Source organism: Streptomyces sp. NPDC092296 (genome assembly GCF_044755465.1).
In the GTDB taxonomy this organism is placed as follows: domain Bacteria; phylum Actinomycetota; class Actinomycetes; order Streptomycetales; family Streptomycetaceae; genus Peterkaempfera.
Genome location: NZ_JBIVRB010000009.1, coordinates 172,739 through 189,034 on the forward strand (window position 1 = coordinate 172,739; position 16,296 = coordinate 189,034).

Annotated in this window: 14 protein-coding genes; 9 read left to right on the forward strand and 5 right to left on the reverse strand. The window is 72.6% G+C overall.

The annotated features are described in order from the left end of the window. The first annotated feature begins 39 nt into the window (after positions 1-39). From ACIQGZ_RS20565 to ACIQGZ_RS20575, 3 genes are all read left to right on the forward strand, one after another. On the forward strand, positions 40-3,594 hold the full coding sequence (locus ACIQGZ_RS20565; RefSeq protein ID WP_402603580.1) for a discoidin domain-containing protein: 3,555 nt from the start codon (positions 40-42) through the stop codon (positions 3,592-3,594). Between the two features lie 495 nt (positions 3,595-4,089). Continuing rightward, positions 4,090-5,403 (forward strand): GH25 family lysozyme, encoded by a 1,314-nt coding sequence (locus ACIQGZ_RS20570; RefSeq protein WP_402603582.1) that lies wholly within the window; start codon positions 4,090-4,092, stop codon positions 5,401-5,403. 33 nt (positions 5,404-5,436) lie between these two features. Further along, positions 5,437-6,213, forward strand: coding sequence for a D-Ala-D-Ala carboxypeptidase family metallohydrolase (locus ACIQGZ_RS20575; protein ID WP_402603583.1), 777 nt, complete (start codon positions 5,437-5,439; stop codon positions 6,211-6,213). Positions 6,214-6,361: 148 nt separating this feature from the next. Here the strand turns inward: ACIQGZ_RS20575 and gap are convergent, their stop codons facing one another. The 4 genes from gap to ACIQGZ_RS20595 form a co-directional block, all read right to left on the reverse strand. Next, positions 6,362-7,360, reverse strand: a complete 999-nt coding sequence (gene gap, locus ACIQGZ_RS20580; protein ID WP_402603585.1) for a type I glyceraldehyde-3-phosphate dehydrogenase — start codon at positions 7,358-7,360, stop codon at positions 6,362-6,364. A 109-nt stretch (positions 7,361-7,469) separates the two neighbouring features. Then, positions 7,470-8,426: a GlxA family transcriptional regulator gene (locus tag ACIQGZ_RS20585; protein WP_402603586.1), complete on the reverse strand. Its 957-nt coding sequence runs from the start codon at positions 8,424-8,426 to the stop codon at positions 7,470-7,472. 106 nt (positions 8,427-8,532) lie between these two features. After that, on the reverse strand, positions 8,533-9,027 hold the full coding sequence (locus ACIQGZ_RS20590; protein ID WP_402603587.1) for an N-acetyltransferase: 495 nt from the start codon (positions 9,025-9,027) through the stop codon (positions 8,533-8,535). A gap of 164 nt (positions 9,028-9,191) precedes the next feature. Further along, a complete protein-coding gene (locus tag ACIQGZ_RS20595; protein ID WP_402603588.1) occupies positions 9,192-10,643 on the reverse strand; it encodes an MFS transporter in 1,452 nt (483 codons plus the stop codon). A gap of 194 nt (positions 10,644-10,837) precedes the next feature. Here ACIQGZ_RS20595 and ACIQGZ_RS20600 point away from each other — a divergent pair, with 194 nt between their 5' ends. After that, positions 10,838-11,527 carry a TetR/AcrR family transcriptional regulator gene (locus ACIQGZ_RS20600; protein ID WP_402603589.1) on the forward strand — a complete coding sequence of 230 codons (690 nt, stop codon included), beginning with the start codon at positions 10,838-10,840 and terminating at the stop codon, positions 11,525-11,527. A gap of 242 nt (positions 11,528-11,769) precedes the next feature. Here the strand turns inward: ACIQGZ_RS20600 and ACIQGZ_RS20605 are convergent, their stop codons facing one another. Next, positions 11,770-11,985, reverse strand: a complete 216-nt coding sequence (locus ACIQGZ_RS20605; protein WP_402603590.1) for a hypothetical protein — start codon at positions 11,983-11,985, stop codon at positions 11,770-11,772. A gap of 264 nt (positions 11,986-12,249) precedes the next feature. Between ACIQGZ_RS20605 and ACIQGZ_RS20610 the strand changes: the two genes are divergently transcribed. The 5 genes from ACIQGZ_RS20610 (at position 12,250) to ACIQGZ_RS20630 (ending at position 16,243) form a co-directional block, all read left to right on the forward strand. Continuing rightward, positions 12,250-12,840 (forward strand): hypothetical protein, encoded by a 591-nt coding sequence (locus tag ACIQGZ_RS20610; protein WP_402603592.1) that lies wholly within the window; start codon positions 12,250-12,252, stop codon positions 12,838-12,840. A 141-nt stretch (positions 12,841-12,981) separates the two neighbouring features. Further along, entirely contained in the window at positions 12,982-13,659 is a 678-nt protein-coding gene (locus ACIQGZ_RS20615; RefSeq protein WP_402603593.1) for a sigma-70 family RNA polymerase sigma factor, read from the forward strand. Positions 13,660-14,004: 345 nt separating this feature from the next. Continuing rightward, positions 14,005-14,610 (forward strand): ATP-binding cassette domain-containing protein, encoded by a 606-nt coding sequence (locus ACIQGZ_RS20620; protein ID WP_402603653.1) that lies wholly within the window; start codon positions 14,005-14,007, stop codon positions 14,608-14,610. After that, positions 14,607-15,470, forward strand: a complete 864-nt coding sequence (locus ACIQGZ_RS20625) for a metal ABC transporter permease (protein WP_402603595.1) — start codon at positions 14,607-14,609, stop codon at positions 15,468-15,470. The genes ACIQGZ_RS20620 and ACIQGZ_RS20625 overlap by 4 nt, the downstream gene beginning before the upstream one ends. Continuing rightward, positions 15,428-16,243, forward strand: coding sequence for a metal ABC transporter solute-binding protein, Zn/Mn family (locus tag ACIQGZ_RS20630; RefSeq protein WP_402603596.1), 816 nt, complete (start codon positions 15,428-15,430; stop codon positions 16,241-16,243). The genes ACIQGZ_RS20625 and ACIQGZ_RS20630 overlap by 43 nt, the downstream gene beginning before the upstream one ends. The last annotated feature ends 53 nt before the right edge of the window (positions 16,244-16,296 follow it).

Genomic DNA, 16,296 nt, shown 5'->3' on the forward strand with positions numbered 1-16,296 from the left:
CCCGTCGTCCTGAGGCATGACCCCCTCAAGGAGATGCAGATGAGCCTCCTGTCCCTCTTCCGGCGGAGCATCAGGCGACGCCGACCACTGGTCGCCGCAGCGGCCGTGCTGGCGCTGCTGATGAGCGCTGCCGTCGGCTTCTCGGCCGGCACCGCGCAAGCCGCCTCCACCCTGCTGTCCCAGGGCAGGCCGGCCACGGCCTCGTCCACCGAGAACGCCGGGACCCCGGCCTCGGCCGCCGTGGACGGGGACCCCGGCACCCGCTGGTCCAGCGCCGCCGCCGACCCGCAGTGGCTCCAGGTCGACCTCGGCGCCAAGGCCACCGTCAGCCAGGTCGTCCTGACCTGGGAGGCGGCCTACGCCACGGCGTTCCAGCTCCAGGTCTCGGACGACGCCAAGACCTGGGCCTCCGTCTACTCCACCACCACCGGCGCCGGCGGCACCCAGACCCTCGCCGTCACCGGCACCGGCCGCTACGTCCGGCTGTACGGCACCGCCCGCGCCACCGCCTACGGCTACTCCCTCTGGGAGTTCCAGGTCTACGGCTCGGCCGACTCCACCGGCCCGACCGGCTGCGGCAGCGCCAACGCGGCGCAGGGCCACCCGGCGACCGCCTCGTCCACCGAGAACGCCGGGACCCCGGCCTCGGCCGCCGTGGACGGGGACCCCGGCACCCGCTGGTCCAGCGCCGCCGCCGACCCGCAGTGGCTCCAGGTCGACCTGGGGGCGTCCAGCCCGCTCTGCAAGGTGGTCCTGACCTGGGAGGCGGCCTACGCCACGGCGTTCCAGCTCCAGGTCTCGGACGACGCCAAGACCTGGGCCTCCGTCTACTCCACCACCACCGGCGCCGGCGGCACCCAGACCCTCGCCGTCACCGGCACCGGACGCTACGTCCGGCTGTACGGCACCGCCCGCGCCACCGCCTACGGCTACTCCCTCTGGGAGTTCGCGGTCTACACCGGCACCGGCGGCAGCACCGGAGGCACCACCGGCGGCAGCACCGGTGGCGGCGACGGCGGCGGCACCGGTGACTTCTCCGGTTCGGTCATCTCCGCGTACCAGCAGGTGTCGGCCTCGTCCTGGGAGGGCGCCAACGCCCCCGCCGCGGCGCTGGACGGCCGGACCAACACCCGCTGGTCCAGCCTGGCCACCGACAGCCAGTGGTTGCAGGTGGACCTCGGCGGCACCGCCACGATCAGCGGCATCGTGCTGAACTGGGAGGCCGCGTACGGCACCGGCTACCACGTCGACGTCTCCAACGACGCCAAGACCTGGACCACCCTCTACACCACCACCACCGGCAAAGGCGGCGTGGAGAAGCTCGCGGTCACCGGCAAGGGCCGCTATGTGCGGCTGTACGGCACCGCCCGCGCCACCGGCTACGGCTACTCGCTGTGGGAGTTCCAGGTGTACGGCACAGTCGACACCTCCGCCGCCACCGCGCCGCTGCTCTCCGGGCCCACCAAGGCGCCGGCCACCGTCAACCAGTTCGCCCTGTCCGCGCCCGCCGACAAGGCCCTGATCACCAACACCCGCCGGCCGGCGCTCTCCTGGGCGGCCGTCTCCGGCAGCGCCCGCTACGAGGTCTGGCTCAACGTCAGCCGCACCGACTACGACTTCACCGCCTCGGGCAACCTGCTGGACCTCTACACCAAGGTCGCCGAGGTCACCGGCACCAGCTACACCCCGTCCTGGGACATCACCGACCGGTGGACCTACCGGTGGTACGTGGTCGCGGTGAGCGGGTCGGGTGCCAGGACCACCTCCGACATCCGCACCTTCGGCATCTACCTGCCGGACGTCGCCAAGGCCGACGACGGCATCTCCATCGTCAACGGCGCCCGGGACCTCGACAAGAACGGGACCATCGAGCCCTATGAGGACTGGCGCCAGCCGGTCGAGACCCGCGTCGCCGACCTCCTCGGCAGGATGACCCTGGAGGAGAAGGCGTACCAGATGTTCTACAACGTCCAGTCGTACCCCATGTCCGGCTGGCACTTCGGACCGGCGCAGCCGGCCGACCTCGACACCGTGCTGGTCTCCACGGCCGCCACCCGGCTGGGCATCCCGCCCGTCTCCGCGGGCGACACCACCGCCGGCTACCAGACCACCTACCCGTTGCAGTCCACGCTGGCCGCGGCCAAGGACTACGCGCTCGACTACAAGCTGGCCGACATGCAGCGCAAGGAGGAGCTGGAGGTCGGCGCGCGCGGCACCCTCTCACCGCTCGCCGAGGTGGGCACCAAGGTGATCTACCCCCGCATCCAGGAGGGCAACGGCGAGAACGCCGACGTCGCGGCGGCGCAGCTGCGGGCGCTGGTCGCCGGTCTCCAGGGCGGGCCGGAGCTCAACCCCGGCTCGGTGCTGGCGACCGTCAAGCACTGGCCCGGTGAGGGCGCCGGCGGCGAGGCCGGCATCACTTACGACGGGGTGACCATCAAATACCACATGATCCCGTTCCGGGCCGCGATGGAGGCCGGGGCGGTCAACATCATGCCGGGCTACGCGGGCAGCTCCTACCTCGACCCGGGCGGCCCGGGGGCCGGCGACAGCGCCAAGATCCTCGCCTATCTGCGGCAGAACCTCGGCTACACCGGCCTGATCACCACCGACTGGCTGCCCTCCACCTCCTGGGTGGGCGCGGCCAACGCCGGCTCGGATGTGATGGGCGGGGCCGATCCGGGTGCGGCCGAATTCTCCATGGCCGACTTCGAGTCCAAGGTGCCGCTCTCCCGGATCAACGACGCGGTGACCCGCATCCTGCGGCTGAAGTTCCAGCTGGGCATCTTCGACCACCCGTACGGCGACCCGGTGAACGGCCCGTACCGCTTCCACCAGCCGAGCTATGTGGCGCTGGCCAACCAGGCGTCGCGGGAGTCCGACACCCTGCTGAAGAACAACGGTGTGCTGCCGGTCAAGCTCAACGCCGGGGACAACATCGTGGTGGCCGGGCCGAGGGCCGCCGACGGCGCCTCGTGCTGCATCTGGTCCAGCTACTTCCACCCCGACTACGGCTCGCTGACCACCCTGGACGCCATCAAGGCCAGGGCCGCCAAGGCCGGGGTCAATGTCTTCCAGGACACCGGTCCGTCACCCAAGCTGGCCGTCGTGGCGGTCGGTGAGCCCTCCTACACCCATGCCACCGCATGGCCGAACACCCAGCCCTACCTGCCGGCCGACCAACTGGCCCTGATCCAGAACTTCAAGAAGCAGGGCATCCCGGTGGTGGTGGTGCTGACTCTGCCCAGGCCGATCGTGATCAGCGAGTGGAATGACCTGGCGGACGCCATCGTGGTGACCTACCGGGGCGGTGAGGAGGTGGGGCCGGCGACGGCCTCCCTGCTCTTCGGCGACTACACGCCCAGCGGGAAGCTGCCCTGGCAGCTGCCCCGGAGCCTCGACCAGGTCCTCAAGCCGGGCGGCGGGGACACCCAGGCCGACGCCAACGAGGACTGGAACCTGCCGTACGACCTCGGGGCCACCGCCGCCGAGCGTGCCGACATCCGGGCGAAGATCGACGCTGGACAGCCGGTCCCGACCACCTACGGCAACCCGCTCTACCCGTACGGAGCGGGCCTGACCAGCTGGAAGTGACACTCCGGGGGCCCGGGGACCACGCGGTCCCCGGGCCCCCGCCTGGGCTGGCGGTGCTGGTGTCCCGAGTCTCTGATCCGTCGGCAGTAGGCGGCAAGTGACTCGAGGGTCTGGTCGGCGGTCCTGGCCCAGACGTACGGCCGGGGGTTGTCGTTCCAGTCGGGTGCGGCCGCCGCCGAGCGTGGTGTCCTTCGCGCCGCTGCCGTTGTTCATCCGCAGCGATGCCTTGAGCTGTCCTCGCCGGGGGTGCGCACGGTGCGCTCGAGGTGACGGCATCCGCCCGGCTCGGCCCGGGGGCCGCTTCCGGCCGCGCTGGAGTAACGGGAAGCGACGGGCGGTGCAACAGAGGCGCAACCGGGCCGGTCGATCTGTGGCTCGGCCCGGAAAGGGCCTGATCCGTCTTCCCGTGCCGCCGTCCGCACCCCTAGCATCTCAACTGTCATGGACGCTACAAGACGCCATGGCTCTCACCGTCCGACACCCTTAAGGACAGCCATGCCCACAGCCGGCAGGACTGCCCGCCGCCGAACACTCGCCCAGGCGGCCGGACTCCTGACCACCTCGCTCGCCCTCCTCCTCTCGCTGCCCGGCGCCGCCACCGCGCAATCCGTGGCGGACCGGGGCGCCCCGCCGACGATGACCCACCCCGATGCCGACCACGCCGGATCGGGCCTGCAACGTCAGGGCGGGAGCGGCGTATCCGCCCGGCCCGCAGCCACCCCAGCCGCAGCCACCCCAGCCGCCGCCACCCCAGCCGCCGCCGGCTCGCTGGCCGGCCTGGATGTGAGCAACTACCAGGGCAATGTGAACTGGACGGCGGTCAGGAACAACGGTGCCGCCTTCGCGTACGTCAAGGCGACCGAGGGCACCACCTACACCAGCCCCTCCTACAGCGGGCAGTACACCGGCGCGTACAACGCCGGACTGATCCGGGGCGCCTACCACTTCGCCCTGCCGGACAACTCCGGCGGCACCGCCCAGGCGGACTGGTTCGTCGCGCACGGCGGCGGCTGGTCCGCCGACGGCAAGACGCTGCCGCCCGCCCTCGACATCGAGTACAACCCCTACGGCGCCACCTGCTACGGCCTCAGCCAGAGCGCCATGGTGTCCTGGGTCCGCGCCTTCAGCGACGAGGTACGGGCCAAGACCGGGCGCTACCCGGTGATCTACACCACCACCGACTGGTGGACCACCTGCACGGGCAACACCGCAAGCTTCGGCGCGACCAATCCGCTGTGGCTCGCCCGCTACGCCGGCAGTCCGGGCACCCTGCCCGCCGGCTGGTCGGCGCAGACCTTCTGGCAGTACGCCGACTCCGGGGTCTTCCCCGGCGACCAGGACAGCTTCAACGGCACCCTCGCCGACCTCCAGGCCCTGGCCCTCGGCAACGGCGGCACACCGCCGCCCAGCGCGGGGTGGCCCACCGTGCAGCAGGGGCAGAGCGGTCGGCAGGTGAGCACCGTGCAGTACCTGCTCAATGCGCATGGCGCGTCACTGGCGGTCGACGGTGCCTTCGGCTCGGGCACCGGCAGCGCGGTGCGCTCCTTCCAGACCTCCCACGCACTGGCGGTCGACGGAGTCGTCGGCCCCGCGACCTGGCAGGCACTCCTGGTCACCGTGCAGCAGGGCAGCACCGGCGCGGCGGTCTCCGCCGTACAGGCAGAGCTCAATGCGCATGGCGCGTCACTGGCGGTCGACGGTGCCTTCGGCTCGGGCACCGGCAGCGCGGTGCGCTCCTTCCAGACCTCCCACGCACTGGCGGTCGACGGAGTCGTCGGCCCCGCGACCTGGCAGGCACTCGTCTCCTGACCGTCCCCCGCAAGCTCAAGGAGAGGATCAGTCATGAACGCAGAGCACAACCCGGGAAGGAACATGAGCCGGCGCACCCTCGTCAGAGGCGCGGTCGGTCTGGCGGCGGCGCTGGGCGGCGCGGCCGTCCTGAACGTCGGGCTGGCGGGCCGGGCGTCGGCGTACGGGTGGTCCCGCACGCTCCAGCAGGGCGCCAGCGGCTCGGACGTCACCGAGTTGCAGATCCGCGTCGCGGGCTGGGCGGCGGCCGGCGCGCAGCAGACCTATGTGGCCGTGGACGGCGCGTTCGGGGCGGGCACGGCGGCGGCGGTCAAGCGGTTCCAGTCGGCCTACGGGCTGGCCTCGGACGGGATCGCGGGACCGCAGACCCAGCAGGTGCTCAACGGCCTGGAGGCCGCGGACGGATCGACGACGCACTTCGGCTGGAACGAGTTCACCTCGCACGACGGCGCCGGGTTCACCGGGGGCAAGGTGGGCTCCGCGCAGGTCAAGGAGAACGTGCGGCGGCTGATGTACAAGCTGGAGGCCCTGCGCAAGAAGGCCGGGGACCGCCCCGCCACCATCAACTCCGGCTTCCGCAGCACCTCCTACAACGCCCAGGTGGGCGGCGCCTCCAACAGCATGCACACCTACGGCGTCGCGGCGGACGTGGCCGTGTCGGGGCTCTCCACGCTCAGCGTGTACCGGATCGCCGAGACCTGCGGCTTCTCCGGCCTGGAGACCTACACGGTGTCATGGCAGCACGTCGACAGCCGGATCGAGTACCCGTACGGCTCGCAGTCCTGGTGGTGGGAGGACGGCGTCGCCTGACCCGGGCACCCCGGCCACCGCTCTCGGACCGCCCACCGGCGGCCGGCCTGGCCGGGAGGCAACCGGCTGAGCGCTCCGGTCGGCCCGGCCGGGCCGGCTGGAGCGCTCACCGCGGAGGTACCGGGCCGTGCGGCCTCCCGGTCTCCGGTCAGCCGGCGGCGAGCAGTTCGAGCGTATCGATCACGCGGTTCGAGAAGCCCCACTCGTTGTCGTACCAGGCGACCACCTTGACATGGCGGCCGTCCACCCGGGTGAGAGCCGAGTCGAAGATCGACGACGCCGGGTTGCCCGTGATGTCGGCCGACACGAGCGGGTCGTCCGAGTACTCGAGTACGCCGGCGAGCGGACCCTCCGCCGCTGCGCGGTACGCCGCCAGCACGTCCTCGCGCGTCACATCGCGGGCGACGGTCGTGTTGAGTTCGACGATCGATCCCACCGGAACCGGCACCCGGATCGAGTCGCCCGACAGCCTGCCGTCGAGCTGCGGCAGCACAAGGCCGATCGCCTTGGCAGCGCCCGTCGTGGTCGGCACGATGTTGACGGCGGCCGCGCGGGCCCGGCGGGCGTCGCGGTGCGGACCGTCCTGGAGGTTCTGCTCCTGCGTGTAGGCGTGCACCGTCGTCATGAAGCCGTGCTCGATGCCGGCGAGATCGTCGAGCACTGCGGCCAGCGGCGCGAGCGCGTTGGTCGTGCAGGAGGCGTTCGAGACGATCGTGTGCGCCGCCGGGTCGTACGCGTCGGTGTTGACCCCGAACGCGAGTGTGACATCGGCGCCGTCCGACGGCGCACTGACGAGCACCCTCTTCGCGCCCGCGTCGATGTGGGCGCGGGCGGCCGTAGCCGAGGTGAAGCGGCCGGTCGCCTCAAGCACGATGTCCACGCCGAGCTCGGCCCACGGCAGCTGCGCCGGCTCGCGCTCGGCGAGTACGGTGATGCGGCGGCCGTCGACGACGAGGGCGTCCCCGTCGGCGGTCACCGGGCGGCCGAGCCGGCCCGCCGTCGTGTCGTAGGCGAGCAGCCGCGCGAGGGTGGCGGGCTCCGTGAGGTCGTTGACGGCGACGACCTCCAGGTCGCTGTCGCGTTCGAGCAGTGCGCGCAGCACATTGCGTCCGATGCGACCGAATCCGTTGATGGCGATGCGAGTCATGAGTGGTGTCCTTTGCTCGGTTCGCCCTCAGGATTTCGCGCGGTATCCGCCGGTGACAGCGGCGTGAGTGCCATGGTCCGCAAGGATCGCGCCATGCGGTGGTGGCGGGCTACTCACCCCGGGCGAAGGTCCGCCGGTACTCGCTGGGCGTGGTGCCGAGGATGCGCTGGAAGTGCAGCCGCAGATTCGCACCGGTGCCGAGACCCACGTCCGCGGCGATCTGCTCGATGCCCCGCTGCGAACGTTCGAGCAGCTCACGGGCCACGTCGAGCCGGGCGCGCATGATCCACTGCATCGGCGTGTACCCCGTGTCCTCGACGAAGCGCCGCGAGAACGTGCGCGGCGACACTCCCGCATGCCGGGCGAGCACATCGAGGGTGAGGGGATCACCGAGCCGGTGCAGTGCCCACTCCCGGGTGGTGGCGAACCGCTCACCGAGCGGCTCGGGCACACTGCGCGGTACGTACTGCGCCTGGCCGCCGCTGCGGTAGGGGGCCGCGACCAGGCGCCGGGCCGCGTGGTTGGACGCGGACACCCCGAGATCGCCGCGCAGGATGTGCAGGCACAGGTCGATGCCCGAGGCGGCGCCGGCCGAGGTCAGCATGCTGCCCTCGTCGACGAACAGGACGTTCTCGTCGACCCGGACGAGGGGACGCTTCACCGCGAGTGCCCGGGTGTAGTGCCAGTGCGTCGTGGCGCGCTTGCCGTCGAGCAGGCCCGTGGCAGCGAGCGCGAAGGCGCCCGTCGAGATGGCGGCGAGCCGCGCGCCCCGGTCGTGGGCGGCGATCAGCGCATCGACGACGGACGGCGGGGGGTCGTCACGGTCCGGGTGCCGGTAGCCGGGGACGAAGACGAGGTCGGCCCGCTCAAGTGCGTCGAGGCCGTGGGCGACGTAGTACGACAGGCCGTCGCCGCCGGTCACCAGACCGGCGGCCGCGCCGCACACCCGCACCTCGTACGGCATGCTCGCCCGGGTGGTGAACACCTGCGCGGGAATACCGACATCGAGGGGCTTCGCTCCTTCGAGCACGAGCACGGCGACCTGCCGCAGGGGTGGGACTGGCACGGGGAAGAGGGTACGCCGGAGTGCCGGGGGGTGCATCAGCCCGAGTGCGCCACGGCCGCGCCGGTGCTCGGGCCGACGACGGGCGGAGTTCGACGGACCAGCCGGGTCAGTCGAGATCCGGCAGGGCCAGCCAGTCCTGCCAGGAGAGGTCGCGTCCGACGTACCTCGGACGTTCGAAGGGCCATGCCTCAGCGATCCACTGCGGGACGAGCGCGTCCAGCGCCTGCTGGAGTGCGGTGCCGACCTGGTCGTCCACCACCCACCAGGAGATCTCGGCATCAGCGCCGGCCTTCTCCGGCGGGTCGATGTAGACGCAGCCGAGCAGGGCCGTACCCGCGTCGTCGAACAGCGCGTAGTTGAAGGACTCATGGGCCGCGATCTCGACCTCGTGCCGCACCAGGTCTTCCCGGTCCTGCTCATACGTCATGGTGGCCGGCGGCCAGCCCCATGCCTCACCGTAGATGGACCACAGACGTTGCCGCGAGCCCATCACGGCCGGGTAGTCGAGCGCGGTGTCCGCGCCGGTGATCGGGCGCAGGTGGTGGCCGTCGGGGAGTGCCACGCGGACGGGATGGACGAAATCAGCAGGCAGCCAGGTCATGGGCCGGAGGGTAGTTGACGGCCCGCCACCCGGCATCCGGATATACGGCGGGTGGCCATGGCGCCACGGGTTTTTCTGTTCGGGAACCCGGTAGGCGCAGCGGCCCCGAGGGCTCCCGTTCCGGGCCGGCCCCGGCTGCCGGGGCCGGCCCGTACGGTCGGAGGTCAGTCGTGGGCGGCGAGCAGGTCGCGGTCCCCCGTCTGCGCGGCCCGTTCCGGCGGGCTGGTCCGCCGCAGGACGGTGACGGCGACGAGGACGGCGGCGACCAGGAGCGCGGCGCCGAGGGTCAGGCCGAGCGCGTATCCGTCGTCGAGGGCGTCGAGGGTGGGGGTGCGGCCGGTGCGGTGCTGGGCCGCGGTGCCGAGGGCGGCGAGGCCGAGTGAGGCGCCGATCTGGCGTGAGCTGTTGAGCAGGCCGGAGGCGGTTCCGACCTCCTGGGGCGCGACGCCGGCGGTAGCGATGGAGACGACCGGTCCGAGGCAGAGCCCGAAGCCGACGCCGGCGACGATCGAGGGACCGAGGACATCGGTGGCGAAGGCGCCGTCCGTGCTGATCAGACCGAACCAGGCGAGCCCGATCGCGGTGAGCAGCCCTCCGACGATCAGCAGGGTGCGGGGAGGGAGGCGGTAGCCGAGTTTGACGGCGGCCACCGAGCCGGCGATCAGTCCGAAGGTGAACGGCAGGAACATGACCCCGGTCAGCGCGGGCCCCTTGCCGAGGATCTCCTGGAGGTAGAGGGAGACGAAGTAGAAGCCCGGGGTCATGGCCGCGCCGACCAGGAGGTTGTACGTGTTGGCGCCGGCGACCGAGCGGTTGGCGAACAGGCCGAGCCGGATCAGCGGTTCGCGGGCGGTGGTCCGTTCGACGTGGAGGAAGGCGGCCAGGAGCGCGACGGCGACCGCCAGGGTCGTCAGGGTGACGGTGGAGGTCCACCCGTACTGGTCGGTGCGGACGACGCCGAACACCAGCAGTGTCATGCCCGCCGTGGCCAGGACGGCACCGAGCACGTCCGGACGGCCGGCCCGAGCGGCCGGTGGGGTGGCGGCGACACCGCGCCAGGCCAGGGCCAGCGCGCAGGCGGCCATCGGCACGTTCACCAGCATGACCCAGCGCCAGCTCGCGTACTGCGTGAGCACACCGCCGATCACGACGCCGAAGGCACCTCCGGCGGCGTTGGTCGCGCTCCACACCCCGAAGGCCCGGACGCGGGCCCTGCCCGCGGGGAAGGTCGCGGTCAGCAGTGCCAGCGCGGCCGGGGCCAGTGCGGCGGCCCCGATGCCCTGCAGGGTCCGGGCGGCGACGAGCTGGCCGGGCGCCTGGGCGAGGCCGCCGCCGAGGGAGGCCAGGCCGAACAGGCCGAGCCCGAGCAGCAGGACCCGTTTGCGGCCGTAGCGGTCGGCGGCCTTGCCGCCCAGCAGGAGCAGCCCGCCGAAGGTGAGGGCGTAGGCGTGGATCACCCAGGTCAGGCCCACGGCGCTGAAGCCCAGGCCGGTGGCGATCTGCGGAAGCCCCACGTTCACAACCGAGATGTCCAGCGACACCATGAACTGCACGACGGCGACCACAGCGAGCGTGAGCCCTGGCCGTACACCCGAAACGCCGGAATTGTTCGTCATCGCAGACCCCGTCCTCGTCGCTGTGCTGCCAGTGCCACTAACTTTAGGAACATGTTCCGAAAGTAGCATCCGGAGCGGCCGCTGTGAACCGGAGGGGGCGCACCCCGCGTCGGTTTGGCGACTGGAAGGCGGGTGGACGTACGACCTGCGGCTCGTGTGCGCGGCCGAGTAGGGCGGGACGGCATGATGGGGCCATGCCCCGACCCCCCGCATCTCAGGGCCGCACCGGCCGCCCGCCCGTGACCTCCCGCGCGGAGATCCTGACGGCAGCCCGCCGACTCATCGACCGGGACGGCTGGGAGAAGCTGACCATCCGCCGGCTGGCCGCGGAGATCGGCATCGGGGCGACGACCCTGTACCACCACATCCGGGACAAGGAGGACCTGCTGATCCAGCTGCTCGAACACCACATCAGCCAGCTGGAGCGCCCTCGACTCCCCGGTGACCCACGGGAGCGCATCGTCGCCGCCGCCACCGCGATGCACGACGCGCTCGCGGCCTGGCCATGGGCCGCCGAGGTCCTCACCACCGACGGTTTCGTCGGCCTCCTCGACGAATCGGCGCTCTGGATGGTCGAGGCCATCGTCGCCGGAGCCGACGACCACGGGTGCACACCCGAACAATCCGTCGACGTCTTCCGCAGCATCTGGTACTACACCGTCGGCGAGATCCTCGTCCGCGCCCACACCGCCCGGCGGCAGAACGGCGAGAAGCTCCCCGTGTTCCGCACCAGCTTCGACGCGTCCCAGGTGCCGCACCTGGCTGCCGTCAGCGATCGATGGCGCGCACTGTCCGTACGGGACACCTACCCGCAGGGAGTCCGTGCGTTCGTCGACGGGCTGCTCGCCCGAGCCGCGTCGGCGGCTTCGGACGGCGCCGGCTGAGCCGGAGGGCCTGGGGCCGGCCGGGCCACGGCCTGGCCGTCGCGGACGGCGGTGAAGCGGCCGGGGTCGCACTCCCAGATGCCGACCTCCAGCCGACCGTAGGCCGGCTCCCAGCCGGTGAGGGCCGTCTCCGACTGGCTGTCGAGGCTGGTGGGCTTGGGCTGGGCGGGGGCAGCTCGACGGTCGAGGCGTCGGGGATGCAGCTGGGGGCAGTGCTGGTGTCCATGGTGGATCGGCTCCGTTCAGCGCCCGCTGATGACATGGGCGACGCGTGCGATGGCGGAGGTGCGGGCCAGGCCGGAGTGCTCGTGCACGCGCGGCACGCCGAGCACGCCGGACCAGGGGTGGTCGAGGGCGGTGTTCCGGGTGGCGGGGAAGTGCTGCCGCAGGATGGCCTGCGGCTGGAGCTGGGTGGCGGTGCGGGTCGGACCCTCTGCTTCGGTGGCGCCCTCGCCCATCGGGCGGCGGTGATCGCGGTCCGCGACTGGCAGCGGGAGCAGCAGCCGGCACCGACGGCATGAAACTCAAGCGGGCCGCCCTGGCAGGGGTCGGCTGGGGTCGGCTTCCAGTTCCGCACCTTCGCTGTGATGCGCATCACATGGTGAGTGGGCCTGAAAGCGTGCGCCGTTTTGGCCGACCTGACCCTATGCCCGGCTCACGGCGGCTGGGACGATAAGCCGGCCATGGACGTGGGACGGGGTATGCGCGGGGGACGGGCTGCGGTGTTCGCGGCCGTCTGCGTGCTGCTCGCGTCCCTGGGCCACGTGCTGATGTCCGGCACGGCCGTTCCCTGGTGGTCCGTTGCCGTCGCGTTCGCTGCCGCAGGGGCCGCCGCGTGGTGGCTCGCCGAGCGAGAACGCGGGCCGCTGCTGGTGACCGCCATGACGGTCGGCACCCAGACCGCGCTGCACGCCCTGTTCTCGCTGGGGCAGGCCGCCGACGGCGGTATGACCGGCGAGATGGCGGACATGCCGGGCATGGAGATGCGCGGCCATGCACACCAGGCCGTGGTCACGCTGCCCATGTCGGCGCATCACGGTGGCGGGGCGGTGGGCATGCTGACCGCTCACCTGGTGGCCGCGCTGCTGACGGGGCTGTGGCTGTCAGCGGGCGAGCAGGCGGTGTTCCGCCTCGGCCGTGCGGTGGCCGCGCGGCTGTTCGCCCCGGTGTTGCTGCTGCTGCGTCCGGTCTGCCCGCCGCACCGGCCGCCGCTGAGGCCGCGGCGCGCCCACGACGCGCGCCGACTTCGGCAACTGCTGCTCGTCCACGCCATCACTTCTCGGGGCCCGCCCGCCGGGGCCGTCGCCGTCTGACGGCTCTCCCGTCCGACGGCTCGCTCCCGGGGTCGCCCCCGCCGACGCCACGCCCGCACGGGTGCGGTGGTGCGGTGGCGATCCCGGCACGGTCCTGCGGCCGCCTGCCGCTTTCACCTTTCCCGAGAAGGACTTCCGGCGATGACCCCTGCCCTGCCGCGCCCGCGTTCCGCCCCGTGCCGGCCGCCGTACGACGATGCGACGGTCACCGCCTGGGCGCTCGCCGCCCGTGACGGCGACCCGATCGCGGTGGAGATGTTCGTACGCTCCACCCGGCACGACGTGTGGAGGTACGTGGCGTACCTGAGCGCCGAACCCCAGGCCGCTGACGATCTGACCCAGGACACCTACCTGCGGGCGCTGCGCGGCCTGCCCCGCTTCGAGGGCCGCTCGTCCGCACGGACCTGGCTGCTGTCGATCGCGCGCCGCACCGTGGCGGACCGCTTCCGTTTCGCGGCCGCCCGGCCCCGGCTGCTGGACACCGACGACTGGCAGGCGGTGGCCGAAGGGGCGCAGAACTGCGACCTGCCGGGCTTCGAGGAGGGCGTGGCACTCGCGGACCTGCTGGCGACGCTGCCCGCCGAACGGCGGGAGGCATTCGTCATGACGACGATGCTCGGGCTGCCGTACGAGGAGGCGGCCCAGGCAGCGGGCTGCCCGATCGGCACGGTGCGCTCCCGGGTCTTCCGGGCCCGGACGGTCCTGATCGGGCTGCTCGCCGACGCGGAGCGGCTGCCGGAGGAGCAGCGGCTGCCGGACGAGCAGCGACGGGAGGCGGCCCCTGAGCAGGGCCGTACGGTCGCGGACTGTGCGGCCTGAGGGCGTCCGACACGGTGGGAACCCCCGGGGTCCGGCTCCGACTGCTCCGACGTGGCAGCGACGGAGCCGGGCACCCGGCCGTGCCTCGCTCCGGCAGGCTTGGCCGGGCTGCTCGGCCGCGTCCTGGATGGCGCGTCCGGCGCGGGGCTGGGAGGTACGGAGCGGGTGGAGATCGCCGCCGTACCGGGGGCGGCCCGGGTCCTTGCCGACCGTCGCGAAGTCACCGGGAACTCATCGGCGCCGCTCTCCGACTAACGTCCCGTGGAACTCAGTAGGGAGCAGCCGGGCGCCGTCGCGGCCCGGCGGAGGCAGGCACCGGCCGGGTTGGACGTGCGGCTGCGTGGGGTGGTGTGCCGCCACGGCCGGGTGGAGGCCGTCCAGGGGGTCGACCTCGACGTGGTGCCCGGGGAGCGGATCGCGTTGACCGGTACCAATGGCTCGGGCAAGACGACACTGCTGCGCGCGGTGCTCGGCCTGCACCGCCAGGTCGCCGGCGAGCTGCTGGTGGGCGGGCGCGGCACCCGTACCGCCTCCGAGTGGGCCTGGCGTCGCCGGGCCTGCGCGTGGATCCCCCAGCGGCCGGCCGCCGGACGCTTCCCGCTGCTGGCCCGGGAGCTGCTGGCCAGCAGCGGCGCGGTGGCCGAGGCGGGCGCTGCGGCCGACCGGCTCGGCGTGGGCGCCCTTGCCGACCGGCCGCTCAGTGCCCTGTCGGGAGGCCAGTTGCAGCGGATGCATCTGGCGCGGGCGGTGGGCTGCGTGGCGGCGGGCGCGGGTGTGCTGCTCGCCGACGAGCCCACCGCCGCGCTGGACTTCGCCGGACAGGAGGAGGCCGCCGAACTGCTCACCACGCTGCCCGTGACCTTGCTGGTGGTGACGCACGACCGGGCGCTGGCCTCGCGCTGTGACCGCGTCCTGGAGATGGCGGCCGGCCGGCTGCGGGAGGTCTCGTGAACGCGCTCGGACAGATCGGTGCGCTGCTGCAGCTGGTGCCGGTGCAGCGCGCGGGGGCGGGTCTGCTGCTCGCGTCCCTGGGACTGCCGCTGGTGGGTGTGGTGATCGTCGGCCTGGACATCATGCCGGTGCGGTTCGCGATGATGCATGTCGCGCTGCTGGGTATCGCGGTCGGCATCATCCTGGGCCAGGACCCCGCCCTGTGCGCGATCACGGCGTGCGCGCTGGCCGGTGCGGGCGTGGCCCCGCTCGCCCGGACGCCGGACGGGCTGTCGGGGGCGATGGGCCTGCTGATGAGCCTGGCGATCGCCGCCGCTCTGCTGGTGCTGTCGGTGTCCGGTGTCAATGCGAACGGCGCGTTCGGCCTGCTCTGGGGCTCGATCCTGGCGGTGCGCCCCGCCGATCTGGCGGTGCTGGGCGTGCTGGCGGTGGCGGTTCCGGCGCTCCTGCTGTGGCGGCGCCGTGAACTGGCGCTGCTGCTGCACGACCGGGAGCTGGCGATCTGCTCCGGCGTGCGGGTGCAGTGGATGACCGTTGCGCTGCTGGTCCTGGTGGCGGTCGCCGTCGGCGCGGCCATCCGGCTCACCGGTGCGCTGCTGGTGGACGCCCTCACCCTGCTGCCCGCGCTGGCTGCCCGCCGGCTCGGCCGCTCGCTGGGTTCGATCGCCGCGTGGGCGGTCGGTATCGGTGTGGTGGTGAACCTGGCCGGATTCCTGATCTCGCTCGCCTGGGACCTCCCCCCTGGCCCGGTGCTGGTCCTCGCTGCGGGGGCGGTCGCCCTCGCAGCCCATCTGATACCCGAACGGAGAATCACCCCATGGCGCGCAACCGCGTCCCTGCCCGCCCCCTCGTCGCACTGAGTGCGGGCCTGCTCCTGCTCACCGCGTGCGGCGGTTCCACCGGCACGACCGCCGCCGGGCCCGCCGCGAGCGCCGCGAGCGCGCGGACCGGCGGGCCGGTGGTCGTGGCGACCACGACCTGGGAGGCCGCGTTGGCCAAGGCTGCCGGGGCCGAGGACGTCAAGGTCCTCGTCCCCGCCACCGTGAAGCACGCCCCCGACTACGAGTTGAAGCCCTCCGACCTGACTGCCGTCGCGGGCGCGGACTTTGTGCTCTACGCCTCGTTCGAGCCGTTCGCGGGCCGCGTCAAGGAGGCCGCCGGCTCCAAGGCCGAGCCGGTCGAGGTCAACCTGGACGAGCGACGCGCCGCGACGGCGGCCGAGGTCACCAAGCTCGGCAAGGTCTTCGGCACCGAGCAGGCCGCCGCACGGTGGAACAGCGCCTTCACCGCCCAGTACGACACGCTCGCGCAGCAGGTGAAGGCCGCCTGGGGCACCGGCCAGGCCCCGGTCGTCGTCGCCCAGACGTTCACCACCTGGGCGGCGGAGCTGGCCGGGCTCCAGCCGGCCGGCACCTACGGCCCGGATGCGGTCACCCCGGCGCAGTTGGCCGAGCTGTCGGCGAAGAAGCCGCAGTTCGTCCTGGAGAACGAGGCCATGTCGACCGGCACCGTGCTGCCCGGCTCCGGCGCCGAGCAGCTGGACATCGTCAACTACCCGGGGCAGGACCTGGATCTCCTGGCGGTGTACCGCAACGCGGCCGACCAGCTGGTGCGGGCGTTCTCCGGGTCCTGACCGGGTGGCCTGCCGCCGGAGGGTACCCGCTCGGGCGGGTGCCCTCCGGCGGT